Source organism: Streptomyces lacrimifluminis, from assembly GCF_014646095.1.
GTDB classification, from domain to species: domain Bacteria; phylum Actinomycetota; class Actinomycetes; order Streptomycetales; family Streptomycetaceae; genus Streptomyces; species Streptomyces lacrimifluminis.
In genome coordinates this window covers 132,566-147,743 of record NZ_BMMU01000004.1, presented here as the reverse complement: position 1 = coordinate 147,743, position 15,178 = coordinate 132,566, and the positions used below count along the sequence as shown (strand labels likewise).

The 15,178-nt window shown below is 71.4% G+C and carries 13 protein-coding genes and 2 pseudogenes; 7 read left to right on the top strand and 8 right to left on the bottom strand.

Annotated elements, in window-relative coordinates; genetic code table 11:
* Window positions 1-247: 247 nt before the first annotated feature.
* From IEY89_RS08210 to IEY89_RS08200, 3 genes and pseudogenes are all read right to left on the bottom strand, one after another.
* A complete protein-coding gene (locus tag IEY89_RS08210; RefSeq protein WP_229695097.1) occupies window positions 248-580 on the bottom strand; it encodes a hypothetical protein in 333 nt (110 codons plus the stop codon).
* Window positions 581-587: 7 nt separating this feature from the next.
* Window positions 588-4,334: a hypothetical protein gene (locus tag IEY89_RS40470; RefSeq protein WP_229695096.1), complete on the bottom strand. Its 3,747-nt coding sequence runs from the start codon at window positions 4,332-4,334 to the stop codon at window positions 588-590.
* Between the two features lie 648 nt (window positions 4,335-4,982).
* Window positions 4,983-5,573, bottom strand: a pseudogene (locus tag IEY89_RS08200) (DNA/RNA helicase domain-containing protein); the annotation flags it as partial.
* 120 nt (window positions 5,574-5,693) lie between these two features.
* Here IEY89_RS08200 and IEY89_RS08195 point away from each other — a divergent pair.
* The 3 genes from IEY89_RS08195 (at window position 5,694) to IEY89_RS08185 (ending at window position 6,584) form a co-directional block, all read left to right on the top strand.
* On the top strand, window positions 5,694-5,936 hold the full coding sequence (locus IEY89_RS08195; RefSeq protein ID WP_189146625.1) for a hypothetical protein: 243 nt from the start codon (window positions 5,694-5,696) through the stop codon (window positions 5,934-5,936).
* A 130-nt stretch (window positions 5,937-6,066) separates the two neighbouring features.
* Window positions 6,067-6,306 carry a hypothetical protein gene (locus IEY89_RS08190; RefSeq protein ID WP_229695095.1) on the top strand — a complete coding sequence of 80 codons (240 nt, stop codon included), beginning with the start codon at window positions 6,067-6,069 and terminating at the stop codon, window positions 6,304-6,306.
* The gene (locus tag IEY89_RS08185) at window positions 6,303-6,584 is read left to right on the top strand and encodes a hypothetical protein (RefSeq protein ID WP_189146623.1); all 282 of its coding nucleotides are present in this window, start codon (window positions 6,303-6,305) and stop codon (window positions 6,582-6,584) included. The genes IEY89_RS08190 and IEY89_RS08185 overlap by 4 nt, the downstream gene beginning before the upstream one ends.
* 90 nt (window positions 6,585-6,674) lie before the next feature.
* On the opposite strand, the gene IEY89_RS08180 is transcribed toward IEY89_RS08185, so the two are convergent.
* Window positions 6,675-8,198 carry an MFS transporter gene (locus tag IEY89_RS08180; RefSeq protein WP_189146622.1) on the bottom strand — a complete coding sequence of 508 codons (1,524 nt, stop codon included), beginning with the start codon at window positions 8,196-8,198 and terminating at the stop codon, window positions 6,675-6,677.
* Between the two features lie 196 nt (window positions 8,199-8,394).
* Between IEY89_RS08180 and IEY89_RS08175 the strand changes: the two genes are divergently transcribed.
* Complete coding sequence (locus IEY89_RS08175) at window positions 8,395-9,063, top strand: TetR/AcrR family transcriptional regulator (RefSeq protein ID WP_308437422.1); 669 nt, start codon at window positions 8,395-8,397, stop codon at window positions 9,061-9,063.
* A 35-nt stretch (window positions 9,064-9,098) separates the two neighbouring features.
* On the opposite strand, the gene IEY89_RS08170 is transcribed toward IEY89_RS08175, so the two are convergent.
* Together IEY89_RS08170 and IEY89_RS08165 are read right to left on the bottom strand one after the other, a co-directional pair.
* Window positions 9,099-12,089: a helix-turn-helix transcriptional regulator gene (locus IEY89_RS08170; protein ID WP_189146621.1), complete on the bottom strand. Its 2,991-nt coding sequence runs from the start codon at window positions 12,087-12,089 to the stop codon at window positions 9,099-9,101.
* Window positions 12,019-12,174 (bottom strand): hypothetical protein, encoded by a 156-nt coding sequence (locus tag IEY89_RS08165; protein ID WP_189146950.1) that lies wholly within the window; start codon window positions 12,172-12,174, stop codon window positions 12,019-12,021. The genes IEY89_RS08170 and IEY89_RS08165 overlap by 71 nt, the downstream gene beginning before the upstream one ends.
* Window positions 12,175-12,268: 94 nt before the next feature.
* On the opposite strand from IEY89_RS08165, the gene IEY89_RS08160 reads away from it, so the two are divergent.
* Window positions 12,269-12,973, top strand: coding sequence for a helix-turn-helix transcriptional regulator (locus tag IEY89_RS08160; protein WP_189146620.1), 705 nt, complete (start codon window positions 12,269-12,271; stop codon window positions 12,971-12,973).
* Between the two features lie 89 nt (window positions 12,974-13,062).
* Here the strand turns inward: IEY89_RS08160 and IEY89_RS08155 are convergent, their stop codons facing one another.
* Both IEY89_RS08155 and IEY89_RS08150 read right to left on the bottom strand, forming a co-directional pair.
* Entirely contained in the window at window positions 13,063-13,392 is a 330-nt protein-coding gene (locus IEY89_RS08155) for a MazG-like family protein (protein WP_189146619.1), read from the bottom strand.
* 68 nt (window positions 13,393-13,460) lie between these two features.
* Window positions 13,461-14,015 carry a DoxX family membrane protein gene (locus IEY89_RS08150; protein WP_189146618.1) on the bottom strand — a complete coding sequence of 185 codons (555 nt, stop codon included), beginning with the start codon at window positions 14,013-14,015 and terminating at the stop codon, window positions 13,461-13,463.
* A gap of 101 nt (window positions 14,016-14,116) precedes the next feature.
* On the opposite strand from IEY89_RS08150, the gene IEY89_RS08145 reads away from it, so the two are divergent.
* Both IEY89_RS08145 and IEY89_RS08140 read left to right on the top strand, forming a co-directional pair.
* Complete coding sequence (locus IEY89_RS08145; protein ID WP_189146617.1) at window positions 14,117-14,440, top strand: nuclear transport factor 2 family protein; 324 nt, start codon at window positions 14,117-14,119, stop codon at window positions 14,438-14,440.
* 76 nt (window positions 14,441-14,516) lie between these two features.
* Window positions 14,517-15,140 (top strand): annotated as a pseudogene (locus tag IEY89_RS08140) (aldo/keto reductase).
* The last annotated feature ends 38 nt before the right edge of the window (window positions 15,141-15,178 follow it).

The window sequence follows — 15,178 nt, the reverse complement described above, 5'->3', positions numbered from 1 at the left end:
CGATCCGCCCGGCGAGATCGCCGTGCCGCAGGGTGTCGCCGACGGCGGGCGGGCTGTTCCTCGTGGAGGTGTTTGCCGACTGGGGGGCGGTGCTGGAAGCGCGGGCCGGTCGGCAAGACCGTACGGGCCGAGCTGGACCTGCCGCGCTGACGGACGCGTACGCCGTCCATGGGGTGACCGGAGGAGTTGCGGGGCCCCGGCGGGAGGGGTGCCTTCCGCCGGGGCCCCGGTGGGAGGGTGCCCGGGGTCAGTCGTCCACGTCGTCGGTGAGGCGCGGCAGAACGCTGGTGTCCATGCCGTACTCGCCGAAGAGGTCGACCAGGGCCCTGGTCATGGCGTCCAGGCCACCTTCACGGACGATCATGAGGTCGGGGATCTGGAGGTACAGGCCGTTGGCGCACTCGCCGGTGCTGGAGTGGCGGTCCATCACCTCGGCGATCTTCCGGGGAGTCATGAAGCTGGCGCTCCACCTCTTGCCGTCACTGGCACGGATGACCGCGTCGATGTCCTCGACGGTGTCGACGTCGTCGTCCAGACCCAGTATGTACGTGACGGAGAAGTCGGCCGTCTCCACAGTCACCAGGGGATTATGAACCATAGACACTCAGCAGCTCCTTGATGACGTTCGGCTCGTTGTCCTTGTCGGACTTCCCGATGATCTCGAATCCGTCCTTCACCTCACGGAAGAAGAGCCGTGCGCCCTTGTGGCCCCGAAGGTAGCGGATGCCGTGTGGCAGCGCCTTGGACCCCTTGCCCGGTTGGTCGTTGCCTTCCATCAACTTGTTGATCAGAGAGTTCATCTCACGCTGGACGTCCTGATTCTTGGTGGCTTCCTCGGCGAGCTTGGCGAGCCTGCTTTCCTTACCGAGCGCCGAGGTCACGCAGACCTTCGGCTTGTCGCCGGCGGCGGCAGCGGCTGCCATGCGGGCCGCGGCCCGCTGGGCGGCGGCGCCTTCCACGATCGGGGCGAGGCACGCGACGGCGCTCTGGCCCTTCTTGACCCGGTCCAGGACCGTACGGAGCCGGTCCAGGGTGTCCTTGGCCTTGTCCAGGCCCTCCCAGAAGGAGTGGATGCCGCTGCTGACCCGGTAGATCGCCTTGGTCACGCCCGGAATCTTGGCCACCCCGGCGCCGAGCATGATGACGTTGACCAGCGTCCACAGGCAGCTCTCGACATCGGGCTGGGTGAAGCACTTCTTGGCCTCGGTGTAGCCCAGCTCGTCGAGGAGGATCTGGCCGCCGTTGGCGATCACCCAGTCGATGACGTCCATGGCCAGGAGCTGCTTGGCCTTGCGGAACTCGTCCACGCAGGGCTGGCCGCAGTGGGCGAGGAGCAGGGCTTCGTCGTCCTGGGTGAGGTCCGGCCCGGTGTCGGGCCTGGGTGCGTCCAGAGCGGCCTTGCGTTCCTCCTCCTGCCTCTTGCGGAACTCCTCCTCGGCCCGGTCGGCCGCCTCGTCGGCTTCCTTCGCGTCCTGGTTGGCGTTGGCCGCGGACTTCTCGGCCGCGACGGCGTCCTCCTCGGCACCGGTGGCCGCCGAGTCCGCGGCGCCGGCGTCGAGAGTGGCGGCGTCGGCGGAGGCACGGGCGTTCGTGGCGCTCTTCTCGGCCTCGGTGGCCTCGTTGTTCGCCTCGGCGGCCTCGCTCGACGCGCCGCGGGCGGCGCTGTCGGCGTAGGCCCAGTCCGAGCCCGCCTGGGCGACGTACTCCTTGGTCCTGGCGTCGGCTTTCTTCGCCGCCTCGGCGGCCTTGGCCGCCTTCGTCGCCGAAGCCTGGGCCGCGGCCATGGACTTGAGCGCGGCCGCCGCGTCGGCGGCCGCGGCAGCTGCCGCCTGCGCGGCGAGCTTGGCGTCACCGGCGGCCTTGTCGGCCAGCGCCTTGGCATCGGCTGCGGCCTTGGCCGCTTCCTTGGCCTTGGCGGTGGCCGCGGCGGCCTGCTGCTCGGACAGTGACAGGGCGGTCTGGCCGATCAGGACCGCGAAAGCGGCCGAGGAGTCCGACTCCCGGTACGGGGTACCCCCCGCGATGGCGGTCCTGGCGGGCTTGATCACCTCGGCCGCCGAGTCGCGCGCCGCGGAGGCGGCCTGGCCGGCCGCGTACGCGTGTCCGGCGGTCACGGCCGCCCAGGCGCTGGTCCTGGCGGCCTCCGCGCGGGCCGCGTCGGCCTCCTGGCTCGCCTTGAGGGCGGCGGCCTGGGCCTTCTTGGCCTCCTGTTCGGCCTTGGCGGCGTTCGCCGACGCGGCGTCGGAGGCGTCGATGGCCTCGGCAGCCGCGGCGTGCGCGACCGCGCCCGCGGCGACGGCCGTCTGGTAGGCCGACCACGCCTTGTCGGCAGCCGCGCGGGAGCGCTGCGCGGCGGCGTCGGCACGGGTGGCGGCGGCACGGGCGTTCTGCGCCGCGGTGACCGCCTCTCCGGCGGCGGCGCGCTCCCGGGTGGCCGCCCCGGCCGCGTCGTTGGCGGCGGTACGGGCGGCGATGGCGGCCTCCCGGGTCTCGGCCGCGGCGCTGGTGCCGACGGCTGCGGCGGCAGCCGACTCCAAGGCGCCGGCGCGGGAGGCGGTGGCGTTCTTGTCGCGCTGCGCCTTCTCGGCCTTCTCGCGCGCCGCGGCCGCCCTGCCCTCGGCGAGGAGGGCCACGGTGAGCTGCTCGTCGGCAGTCTTGGCGGCGCCCTCCGCCTGGGTGCGGGCGTGCCCGGCCGTCTCGCGCTCGTTGGCCGCGCGCTGCTCCGCCGCCCTCGCCTTGGCGCGCTCGTCGGCCGCGGTCCGGCGCTCCTTCGCGGCGAGGTCCCTCTCCTGCTCGGCCTTGGCGCGCTGAGTCTTGGCGGTCTCCGCCGCGACCCGCGCCGTCTCCTGCGCCTTCTCGGCGGTGGCCTGCGCGGTCTGCGCCTTGGTGGCGTTTTCCGCGGCCTCCTTGGCCTGGGCTTCGGCCGACGCGGCGGCCGACTTGGCCTGGGCGGCGGCCTCCTGCGCGGCGACGCGGCGGAACTCGGTGTTGATCGCGTGGGCCTGCGTCTTGGACAGTGCGAACAGGGCCCTGCTGTCCGCGACCGTCGCCTTGGCCGCGTTCACCGCGGTCTGCGTGGCCTTCGCGGCGGCTTGGGCGGCGGCGTACGAGGCCTTGGCGACCTGCACCGACTGCTGGGCGTACAACAGGCCACGACCGCGCGGCGTCCTGGCGGCGTCCGCGATGGCGTACGCGCTGTTCTGGGCGGTGTTGGCCTTGTCCGAGGCCGTCTTGGCGGCGGCCACCGCCTTGTTGGCCAGGGTGAGCTGGTCGGCGGCCCGCTTCTGCGCGTTGGCCAGATCGGTCTTGGCCTGGGTGAAGACGGCGGCCTTCGGCCGGTGGATGCTTTCCTTGGGCTGCCCGGCCCAGTACTTCTGCCACAGCAGGATCTGCTCGGCGAGCCAGGCCTGTCCGATGGACTCGATCATCGCTTCGGTGGTCTTGCGCGCCTCGGCGGATGCGGCCACCTCGGCGGCCATGATGTCGGCGCGGGGCTTGGCCTGGGCCGCGTACTCCTGCTCCCACTCCGCGTAGGCGGTGGCCGTCACCGATCCCAGGAACCGACGCGGGTCAACGGGGTTCCAGCTGTCGCAGTCGGACCAGGAGACCTTGAGGGATTCCACCTCCATCCGGTACTCGGCCGAGCCTTCCACCGGTTCCTGGCTCGGGAAGCCCCCGTGGCGCAGATAACGGGCGATGTCGCTCGCCGTGGTGCCATTGTTGGGCGGCTTGACCGAGCTGTCCCGCAGCATCGTGGCGGCGATGGAATCGTCACCGAGGGGGGCCTTGCCGCTGAGGGACTCCGCGAGTTTCTTCGCGGCTGCGACGGACTCCGTGCCCGGAACGCTGCGGCCGTCCTGGCCGAACCTGTCGTACAGCTCCTCCTGCGCGCCCAGGGTGAAGGCCACGACGCCCGCGTCGAACTCCGGGGCGTGGTAGCTCGTGCCGGAGTCCCAGCCGGTCTCCGCGTAGACCTTGTTCGCGGCTTCCCAACGGCTCTTGCGGTCGCCGGAAGAGTGTACGTAGTCGATGCTGCTCTGCCGGTCCTCCCGCAGGGCGTCGTCCAGGGGGCTCGGATAGATGTTGGCCCTGCGGAACAAAGCGGCGGCCAGATCGGCGTCGGTGCCGTTCAACGCCGTCACCGTGGCGGCCTTCAGCGACGGACCGCCGAGGTGCAGGGCGAAGCCCACCTCGCACCGGTCCGCCCGGGCCTTCTCGCCGAAGGTGATGCGTGAGCCGGGATTGTCCGGCAGTGGGTCTGCCGCGCTTGCCGGCAGGGCGTACGCCAGACCGGTCAGGAGGGAAACCGATGTCAGGAGCGCGACACCGGCCACACCTCTGCGCGGACCCGGCCGTCTGAGACGGCTCCGTCGTAAGCCAGATCTTCTGTCCATGGTGCTTCCCCTCGTCTCGGTTGAGCGAACAGCCCGGGGGAAACACGAAAAACGGGCCCCTGTCGCAGAGCATCAGGACCGCTGGATGTGCCGGCAGCGTGACGGTCGGATGCGGGAGGGCTCCCGTGAGGCTCGTCGTGCGGTGGTCAGCCGCAGCGCCTCGACCTACTTCCCCCGTAGGCACGAAGATCCTTACATATCGAACGGCTGTGCGGAAGTGATTTGAAAAGAGGCTGTGGATGCCTTGTTGGGGCCGTTTCGGTGGCTCGGAGTGCGCCCCGCCGCGGCCCCGCCGAGCTGGACCTGCCGCGCTGACCCGACGCGACATCAGCCCCCTCCCGGCCCGAGGGCATCAAGATCGAGACACCGGCGGCCACCGTCGACAGCCGGTGCACATACGTCCGTACCGATCCCAGCGCGGAACGCGGGCGGAGCGGCACCCACAACGCGTCGACCAGCCGGGCCACCGGCACCTGGGCACCCTCCGCCAACAGCAGTACGGCCAGCACCGCCCGCTGCCGCGGCGGCCCGAGGTCCACCTCGACCGCGCCACGCCACGCGTTGACCGGTCCGAGCATTCACGTCGGCTCAAGCTTGACCAAGCGATCTCGGTGAGCACGGAATTTCGATGTGTGGTCCCGGTCGATTTCGCCTGCGCCCGACTACGCGACGGCGGGCGCCGCCCCCCCCGGACGCCGGAGACACAAGCGCCCGCAGTTTCTCGCGCGTCTCTGGATCCGTCGAGTAGATGATCGTGCCGACCATGCCCCGGGTCAGCAGGACCTTGTACGTGTTGCGGATCAGCCGGTCGATGCCGCTGTCCGGCGTCGCCTTCGTGAAGATCGGGTCCTTCGAGGCCGTGCGGTCCACGACCCAGCGGTCTGTACGCCACACCAGGTCGGGCCCGATGATCACGCCCGACCAGTCGTACTCGAAACCCTGCGCTGTGTAGACGCAGCTGACCTGGCCGAAGCCGGCAGGGTCGGTGGCCCACAAGGGAGCGGGCGGTGCGCCGAGGACGGACCGTTCGCCGAACACGTTCCACGGCCTTGCCCAGTCGCCGATGACGACGTCGGTGGGAAGCGCCGTCATGTCCGGGGTGACCTCGGTGGTCCACTTCCAGCAGTAGCCGGCAGACATGCGAGCGCCGAAGTCCTCCTTACGGCGCGCGACGAGGAAGTCGTGACCAACGCGCTGCGCGTGCCGTTCCGAGAGACCGGCAGCTGGGAGTGCGGATCGTGCGATCGCTGGCAAGGGGCTGTTGAGGCTGGAGGTCAGTGATGCGGGATCGGGAAGACGGTGTGGGCCGAGCTGAAGGCGCCCGCTCTCGTGGCCGAGCCCGTGGAGAGGGGGGTCGCGGCGGTTCTGGTGCGGTGTGGGCAGCGGGTGAGGGTGTGGGGTGAGTGGCGTGTGGCCGCCGGCGTACGGAGTGAGTGGCTGGGCGACGGCGACTCCGCCGTGGTGCTGGAACTGGACGAGGGCCCGGCGTTGCGTGTCCAGGCGGTCGAGCCGCTGGTCGTGCGGCAGCGAGGGGACGCGTGAGTGGGGTCGTCCGGCTCGTGATCGGCCTGTGAGCGCGACTTTGGTCGTAAGCGCATGCCAGGCTCGAGGAGGATCCATGAGTGTGCCGCACGCCGATACCACGCACACATCACCGTCTCAGCTCAGGACCGTGGCCGACATCCGTGCCGCCCTGCGGGACGGGCGGGGGTTCCCGGGGGACGCCGAGAGTTTCGAGGCCGGTCTTGCTCGCGCCCTGGACACCGCCACGGCTACCGACCTCCACCGGGTTGCCGACGTCATCAAGACGTATGCCGGGAGTATCCGTGCCTTCAGCGACCCCGAGTTCGACGATGCGCTTCAGGAGGGGCTCGACCTCATCGCGGAGGTCAAGAAAGGCAAGCAGGAGTGAGTCGAGCCATCGCCGTGATCACGTCCGCGGCGGCGAAACGCCTCCAGACGCTCGGACCGGTCGCCCAGCAGGCTGTCGAAGAACTACGACGGGAGCTGGAGGACAATCCCAAACTCGGAATTCGGCGCGGTTCGGTGCGCGGTAACGGCAACACGGCCGTCTATCGGACCCGGCTCGAACCGCGCGAGGACGTGACGGGCCTGACCATCGTGTACGCCTACGCGCCACAGCCGCATCCGCCGGCGGTCGCGGCATCACGGTCACCCCTGATGACGTGAACAACGAGTCGCAGACCTGACTAACGGCATCGGGTTGTCCGGCATTCGTGAAATGCCGGACAACCCGACCCCGTTCAGGCCTCCCACGTCTCACATGTGCACTACCGGTGCCACATTCGGATCCGTCACCGGCACCCCCCGCCGATAAAGCACAGCGCTGACCACCAGCCCCACCGCGAAGAACGCCGCCGACCACCAGTAAGCCGTGGAGTACCCCTCCAGGCCCGCCTGGGCAAGCACCGCCGGGTCCTTGGGATTCCGGCCGTCGATGTAGTTCGTCACCGCGCTGGTGGAGAGGGTGTTCAGCAGTGCCGTGCCCAGTGACCCACCGATCTGCTGCATCGTGTTCACGGCCGCCGAGGCCACCCCCGCGTCCTCCGCGCGCACCCCCTCCGTGGCCAGAGCCATCGCCGGGGCCATGACCAGCCCGAGGCCCAGCCCCGCCACAACCAACGGCGGCATGATGTCGCCGGCGTAGCCGCTGTTCAGGCCCAGGCCCGTCAGCCAGGCCATCCCGGCGGCGGAGATGCCCATGCCCAGCGGGACGATCGGCTTCGGGCCGAACCGGGGGACGAGCACCGTGGTGGCCAGCGTCGAGGTGATCATGAGGCCGGCGATCATCGGGAGGAAGGCCAGGCCCGTTTCGATGGGCGTGTAGGCCAGGGACTGCTGGAGGTAGTACGTCAGGAAGAGGAAGACGCCGAACATTCCCGCGCCCAGCAGCAGGACCGAGATGAACGACGCGCCGCGGTTGCGGTCGAGCAGGACGCGCAGGGGGAGCAGGGGGTACTTGGCGCGGGTCTGCCACCAGGTGAACGCGGCCAGCAGAGCGGCGCCGGCGGCCAGCCAGCCCCAGGTCTGTGGCGAACTCCAGTCGTGGCTTTCGGCGTTGGAGAAGCCGTAGACCAGGCCGAACAGACCGGACGAGACCAGGACCGCGCCGGGGATGTCGATCCGCGCCGTCTTGTCTCGCGTGGCGCGCTTCAGCAGGATCGCGCCGCCGATGAAGGCGACCGCGGCGAAGACGATGTTGACGTACAGGGTCCAGCGCCAGTCCAGGTGCTCGGTCAGGACGCCGCCCAGGAGCAGGCCGAAGGCGCCGCCCGCGCCGGCGATCGCGCCGTACACGCCGAAGGCCCTGGCGCGCTCCTTGGCATCGGTGAACGTGGTGGTGAGGAGGGAGAGGGCCGCGGGGGCCAGTAGCGCGCCGAACAGGCCCTGTACCGCGCGGGCGCCGACGAGCATCTCGAAGCTGCCTGCCGCCCCGCCGACGGCGGAAGCGGCGGCGAAGCCGACCAGGCCGACCAGGAAGGTCACCTTGCGGCCGCACAGGTCGGCTATTCGGCCGCCGAGGAGGAGCAGGCTGCCGAAGGCCAAAGCGTAGGCGGTGACTATCCACTGCCGGTCGCCGTCCGAGAAGCCCAGGTCCTGCTGGGCGGACGGCAGCGCGATGTTCACGATGGTCGCGTCCAGGACCACCATGAGCTGGGCCACACCGATGACGGCCAGAATCCACCAGCGATGGCGGGGAGGTGCCTCCGCCGGTGGTTGGACAGTCGGTGCGGTGGCCCCGTCGGGCTTGTCTGCGGCGGAAACCGCGGAAGTTTTCGACATGGCAACTCCAAGGGAGGCGACAACGAAGGAGGGCAGCTGTGCCGCTGCGGAAGGCGGCCGGCTGTAGCGGGCAAGCCCGTCTGACAACTGTCAGATTACCTTTAATCTGACAGTCGTCAAGTATGGTGTTCTTGGGTTCGATCACTCAGGCAGTCAGCGCAGCCAGACGCAGTCAGGAAGCAAGGGAGGCAATGACGTGGGAGCTACAGCCGAATCCGCTCGGCGGCCGGGGCGGCCCGGTGCCGACACCCGGGCCGTGCCCGACGAGGAGAACGTCCTGAAGCGTGGGCTTGAGGCCTTCGCCGAGTTGGGGTACGACCGGGCCTCCGCCCGTGAGCTGGCCCGGCGGCTGGGCGTCAGTCATAACTTCATCAACGACCGGTACGGGTCCAAGGCCGCGTTCTGGCGCGCGGTGGTCGACTTCGCGCTGGGGGCTCAGTTGGCCCAGCTGCCGTTGGAGGAGCCCGTGACCGACGACGCCGAACGGCTGCGTCGGATCGTCACCGCCCTCTATCTGACCTCCGTCGACACCCCGCAGCTCAGTCGGCTCTTCGTCGACGAGCTCTCCCGGGACACCGAGCGTCTCGACTACCTCTACGAGCACTACATCGGGCCCACCCTGGAGACCCTGTTGCCCAGCATCGACCGGCTGGTGGCCGCCGGGCGCATGGCACCCATCCCGAAGGACGTCCTGTTCTTCGCGATGATCCCGCCCATCTCCGGGATGATCGACGTTCCATTGGCCCGGCGTCTGGGCAGGGCCCACCCCGCCACGCCGGAACAACTCGTCGCCACCGCAGAGACGTTGGCGACGCTGGTGATCAACGGGCTTCTCGCGACGACGACTTCCGACAGTCGCCGCTGACGTCCGCGCGCGGTAGCGGTATTCGTCCTCGCCGATTACGAGGCACGGCCCAGCGCCGCCGTCAGCTCGCCCCGTCGCCGGATACCCAACTTCCGGTAGGCGCTGGTCAGATGGGTCTCCACCGTGCGGCGGGCCACGTGCAGGAGTTCCGCGATCTCGGTGTTCGTGCGGCCCTCCGCCGCGAGTTCCGCTATCCGGCGCTCGCTCGCCGTCAGTGTTGTCGTCGCCGTGCGGCGGGCGCCGCCCTCGCGGAGGACCTCGTCGGCGGCGGCTCGTAGGCGTACGGCGCCCAGGTGTTCGGCGCGTTCGGCCGCCTCGCGCAGCGACTTGCGGGCTCGGGCGCGTTCGCCGGCGGCGGTCAGCTGGCGGCCCCGGGCGATCAGGGCCGGGATCAGTTCCGTTTCGACGGAGGCTTCGCGCAGGATGCGTACCGCCTCGTCGGACAGGTCGAGGCCGTGGCGGCCCCCCGTCGCCGTGCCGAGTATGCGCAGTGAACGGCCCACCAGGCGTGGGGTGTTCCACACCCGGGCCAGCCGTAGTTCCTCCTCGGCCAGTGCGAGCGCCTCCCGGGGGTGGCCGAGCGCCAGTTGGCACTGTGCGGCGGCGGCCCGCCAGGGGGTGACGACCGGGCTCAGTACGTCGCGGGCGGACTGGCGGCGTCCGCACTCCAGGAAGTCCCCGAGGGCGCCGGCCGGATCGCCGGAGGCGCCGCGCACCGCACCGCGGGCGTACAGGAAACGGTTCAACTCCCAGGAGTCGTGCGCCTCCCGCAGGTCGAAGGCGTCGGCGAGCTGCCACGCCTCCTCGACGCGGCCGGTCTCGACGAGCGCGAGCAGTACGTGCGCCTCCAGGTTCGTCGGCCCGCTCCCGCCCCCCGTTCCGCTACCGGTTCCGCCCCCCGTTCCGCCGCCGGTTCCGAGGTCGGCCACAGCCCTGTTCGCACTGCCTGCCTCGCTCCACGGGGTCTCACCGGCCTCGGTCGCCCACTCCCACCCGAACCTGAAGCCCGGTCCTGGCCGTTCACCGGGCCTCTCGCCGGACCCCGTCCCGTCCCTCCGCCACGACTCCGGCTCGCTCAGCAACTGCTCGTAGTCACCGCGGGCGGCGGCTATGTCGGCGCGTACGTTCAGCAGTGCCTCGTGCATCGGGTGGAGCAGCGTCGGGCGTTGGCCGGTCAGGCCTCGGTCCGTCAGGCGTTCGGCCTCGTCGAGTTCGTCGGCCCACTGGGCCACCGCCGCCGCCGTACCCAGGAGGAAGGGTTCCGCCAGGGGGCCGGCCGGCTCCGCCAGCAGGGCCCTTACGCGCTTCATGGCGGCGTCCGCCGAGATCAGGCCCGCTGTCGCCTCGTACCGCACGAGGAGGGCGCGGCCGGCGGGGCCGAGTGCCTGCGGGGAGTGTTCGGCGGTCTCGTGCAGTCGGCGGTACATCTCCTCGCGGATCGTCTGGTCGTGGTCGGAGAGGAGCGCCGAGGCCGTCTGGACCGTACGGAGCAGGTCCGGGTGGTCCGTCAACTGGCCGTCCAGAGCGTGGAGCAGAGTCACCGCCGCGCGGGCCTCACCGCGTCTGGCCAGTGCCGTGCCCAGGGCCACCGCCGCCTGTACGCGGTACTGCGGCAGGCCCGGCAGCCGCATCGCCTCGGTCAGACGGGGGATGGCCGCCGAGGAACGTACGGCCGCGAACTCCAGCGAGCCCAGTTCGGTCAGCACCTCGGCCCGGCGGCCGTCCGGCATCGGCTCGTCCAGCGCCCGGCGCAGCAGGACCACCGCGTCGTCGGTACGGTCGTCGCGGACGGCGCCGCCCGCCGCGTCCAGCAGGACCTCCGTGGCCCACACCTCGCCCATCGTGCCCGAGCGCAGCAGCAGTTCGGCCACCGTCGCCGTCGGGACGCCGCGCCGCAGCATCGCCTCGGCCGCCGCCCCGTGCACCGCCTGCCGGTCGGCGGCGCACCAGCCGGTGAGTACCGCGTCCCGCAGCAGCGGGTGGGCATAGCGGGGCCGCCCGTCGTCGCCGAAGCGCAGCATGCCGAGCCGGGGCATGGCGGTGAGCCAGCCCCGTACCCGGGCCGGGTCGGCACCGAGGGTGTCCACGGTCTCGGTGAACAGGCCGACGTCGGCGCCCTCCGGCAGCTCGTCCAGCGCGGCGAGCACACGCGCCGCCTCGGACGTCGCCGCCCCGGCACACTCCAGCCACCACGAGACCGCCGCCGGATACGCCCCCGGATACAGCGCCGCGCACGTCTCCGGCAGCGCGGCCGGCGCCGCGGTGGTGGCGTTCAGGTCCTCCAGCAGCGCGCGCAGGAGCAGCGGGTTGCCCGCGCCCGCCCGCACGTAGTCCGTCACCCACTTCTCCGGTACGTCGCCGACGGCCGAACGCACCAGATCCGCCGCCGCGTCATGGCTCAGCGGGGCGAGGGTGTGGGTGCGTACGAGGGCGGGGGAGAGGGTGTGGACCAGGCCGGTGGACGGCGGGTCCACGTCGTACTGGCTGCGCTCCGTCACCAGCAGCAGTACCGGTAATCGGTCCACCCTGCGCGCCGCCTCGATGAGCCAGCAGCGCGAGTCCTCGTCCGCGAGGTGTACGTCGTCCACGGCGACCAGGACCGGCCCCTCGGCCGCGTACGCGCGCAGCGACCGCCAGAGCAGTGCGGCGGGCGTCAGCGACCCGTCCGCAGTGCCGGTGGCTTCGGCAGCGGAGCCGGGCGGGGTCGAGGCGGTCAACTCCTGGAGAGGAGACAGCAGTTGCTCTACGGCGGCCAGGGGGACGTCGTTCGCGCCGCCCCGGGTGGAGCAGCGGACGCGCAGGACGCGCATGCCGTGCGCCTCCGCGTGCTCGGTGGCGGCCTCCAGGAGTGCGGTGCGGCCGGTGCCGGTGGCGCCGCGCAGCAGGACCAGACGGCCCGTACCCTCGCGGGCGCGGGCTGCCTCGTCGGCCACCAGTGCCAGGGCCTCCCGGCGCTCATACAGCGATGAGGACGCAGATGGCCCTGACGATGACGATGGGGATGACGTGGGGGATGAGGGTGGCATGCCTGCCTCCTGTCTCGGGTAGGTGCCGGCCGGTCTCGTGGTCGAACTGGTGGCCGATCTCGTGGTGTGTCTCGTGGTGGTCCACGATTGTGCGTGCCCCAGGTGTCACAGAAGTGTGGACTGTGCACGTCTGCCACCGACCCCTCGAAGGTGGCGGCACCTGACCCTGGGGGCAGTTCTTGCGCACCACACCTCGCACCACAGGTCCCGGCAGGGGGGTCGCGGCCGGCACGAGAGCCAGTAACGGGCCGTCCGAAGCCGGGCGCCGCGTACCCGTGGCCGTGCACGCGGCCGACCCGATCTCCCGCGCCGGCGCGGTCAGCCAGTTGCGGCAGCACCCGGTGGTCGAACTCAGGGAGGAATCCGACAGCGGGCCCGGCGTCGTCGCCCTGCTGGTCAGCGAGATCCTCGACGAGGCGACGCTGTCCCGGCTGCGCCGGCTCGTCCGCAGCGAGGGCGCCAAGGCCGTGCTCGTGGTGGGCGTACTGCGGGAGAACGAACTCCTGGACGTCATCGAGTGCGGCGTCGGAGCCATCGTCTGGCGCCACGAGGCCACCGGGCACCGGCTGGCGCAGGCCGTGCTGGCCGCCGCCCGGGGCGACGGCGACCTGCCCTCCGACCTGCTCGGCAGGCTCATCAGCCAGGTGGGCACACTGCACCGCACGGCGGCCGGCCAGCCCGGTGCCCCCACCTCGGGCCTCGCGCCGCGCGAGGTCGATGTCCTGCGCCTCGTCGCCGAGGGGCTCGACACGGGGGAGATCGCGGGCAAGCTGTCCTACTCCGAGCGCACGGTCAAGAACGTGATGCATGGGCTCACCACCCGGCTGCATCTGCGCAACCGGGCGCATGCCGTGGCCTATGCCCTGCGCGAAGGCTACATCTGACCGAACGGGTAATCGAACACGGCGCGCGGGCACCAACTCGTGCCCGTCAAGCGGCCCTTGCGTGCCTGTGCGGGCGCGCGGCCCGGGACTTATGTGATCCGGGGGCCCAGCGAGCGTTCCCTGACCCGTTCCAGGTGGGTCGTGAAGACCTCCCGGGCGTCCGGGGTCAGGGTGCGCAGGGCCACCAGCGCCGTCAGGGCGACGTCGCACAGCTCCGACTGGACGTCGTCCCACGTGTGGGTGGTCCCCTTGCGCGGGTTCTGGCCGGTCGCGCCGATCACCGCCTGCGCGACCTCGCCGACCTCCTCGGTCAGCTTGAGCATGCGCAGGAGGAGGCCCTCGCGGCCCGGGTGCGCCTGGTTGGCCTCGAGCCAGGTCCAGAGGTCGTCGATCGCTGCCCAGACGTTGTCATCGGCCATGGGGGAAGCCTCCCACGTGATGACTTTTCCCCATCTCTCTGTCTCTATTTCCCTACATCTGCATTTCTCTACTCCTCGAACAGCGGTTCCTGCGTGCCCTGTTGGCGCTCCCGCACCCGCCGGTTCCGTGCCCCCACGACCACCGCCGTGACCGCTGCCGTGCCGGCGAGGGCCGCCGGGACCATCCAGCCCCGGTCGAGTACGTGGCCCAGCGCGTGGTCCAGGGAGAGCCGGCCCGGGCCTGTCACCGCGAGACCCGCCGCGGCGAGGCCCAGGGTCGCCGCGTACTCGTAGCCGCCGCCCGTGTTGAAGAACCCGTTGGGCGCGTGCACGGCGCTGGCGCCCGCCATCGCGCCCGCCGCCGCCGCGCCGGCCGCCGGAGTCGCCAGGCCCAGTGCGAGCAGCGCACCGCCGCCTGTCTCCGCGAGGCCCGACGCCGTGGCGCTGGCCTTCCCGGGCGTGAAGCCGACGGACTCCATGAAGGCGCCGGTGCCTTCGAGGCCGTGCCCGCCGAACCACCCGAACAGCTTCTGCGCGCCGTGCGCCGCCAGGACCCCGCCCGTCCCCAGACGAAGCAGCAGCAGTCCCAGATCACGCCGGTCGTATCGGTCGTCACAGGTCATGTCTCCACCGTCGCACCGATCACGTCCACCGCACCCGCGAGGGCCGTTCATGCCTGCCGTTCGGGTGGCGGGTGCCCGGGGGCGGTGCCAGTGTGACCGGCATGACGATTCAGACCGCCAAGCTCAGCGACCCGGCCGTCCGGGCCTTCGTCAACGCCGTGAACGCGCACGACCGCGAGGCCTTCCAGGCCGTTCTGGCACCCGGCGCGACCATGTCCGACGACGGCTCCGACCGTGACCTCGCCGACTGGACCGAGCGCGAGATCTTCACCTCCCACGGGCACATGGAGGTCGACAACGAGTCGCGGGGAGGCCATGTCCTCGTCGCCAACTACAGCAACGACACCTGGGGCGAGATGCGCACCAAGTGGAGTTTCACCGTCGACGACGGCCGCATCCTGCGCTTCGAGACGGGCCAGGCCTGACCGTCGCGGGAGTCGCGGGGGTCGCCGGTACGTCCCCTTGCGCTGACGTGGGCTCCAACTCCTGCTGTCCTGACCCATGGAGACCACGGACAGCACAGGCATCACCCGTGCCTGCGTGAACCGGCCCCTGGGCCGCAGCGGCATCGAGGTAAGCCCCCTCGGCTTCGGCCGCGGGGCCATCGGCGGAGAGTGGGGCGCCCCGGACGGACAGCCCCTCGGCCGGGCAGGGTCGACGACGTCGAGCCCGTACGGGCGGTCCGGCGCGCCCTCGACCTGGGCGTCACCTTCTTCGACGCGGCCGACGCGGCCGACGTGTACGGCACCGGGACATCTGCGAGGAGTTGGTCGCCGAGGGCTCATCCGCGCCTACGCCTGGAGCACCGACGACCCGGCCCGCGCCGCCCTGGTTGGCCCAGGGGCCGCACCGCGCGGCCGTACAGCACTGCCTCGACGTCGTCCAGGACGCACCCGAAACGCTCGCCCTCTGCGAGGAGTCGGGGCCGCCGGGCAGGCAGTCACCAGCGACGGCCCTACGCTCGCCCAGGGCACCCTCGGCCGGCTGTGGGCGCGCAGCCTCCGTACCGCCCCCATCCCCGGCTTCCGGTCCGTCGCGCAGGCCGAGGAGAACGCCGGCGCGATCGCGAAAGGGCCGCTCACCGCAGAGCAGTTGGCCGAGATCGACCAACTGCCCGGGCGGTGAGCGGCCCCCGGGCCGACGTGAATCAGGTGCAGGGTGCC

Coding starts and splice junctions, on each gene's coding strand:
- IEY89_RS08155 (WP_189146619.1), bottom strand. CDS start 13,392: ATGGCCGATGACAACGTCTGGGCAGCGATCGACGACCTCTGGACCTGG.
- IEY89_RS08180 (WP_189146622.1), bottom strand. CDS start 8,198: ATGTCGAAAACTTCCGCGGTTTCCGCCGCAGACAAGCCCGACGGGGCC.
- IEY89_RS08150 (WP_189146618.1), bottom strand. CDS start 14,015: ATGACCTGTGACGACCGATACGACCGGCGTGATCTGGGACTGCTGCTG.
- IEY89_RS08170 (WP_189146621.1), bottom strand. CDS start 12,089: ATGCCACCCTCATCCCCCACGTCATCCCCATCGTCATCGTCAGGGCCA.
- IEY89_RS08145 (WP_189146617.1), top strand. CDS start 14,117: ATGACGATTCAGACCGCCAAGCTCAGCGACCCGGCCGTCCGGGCCTTC.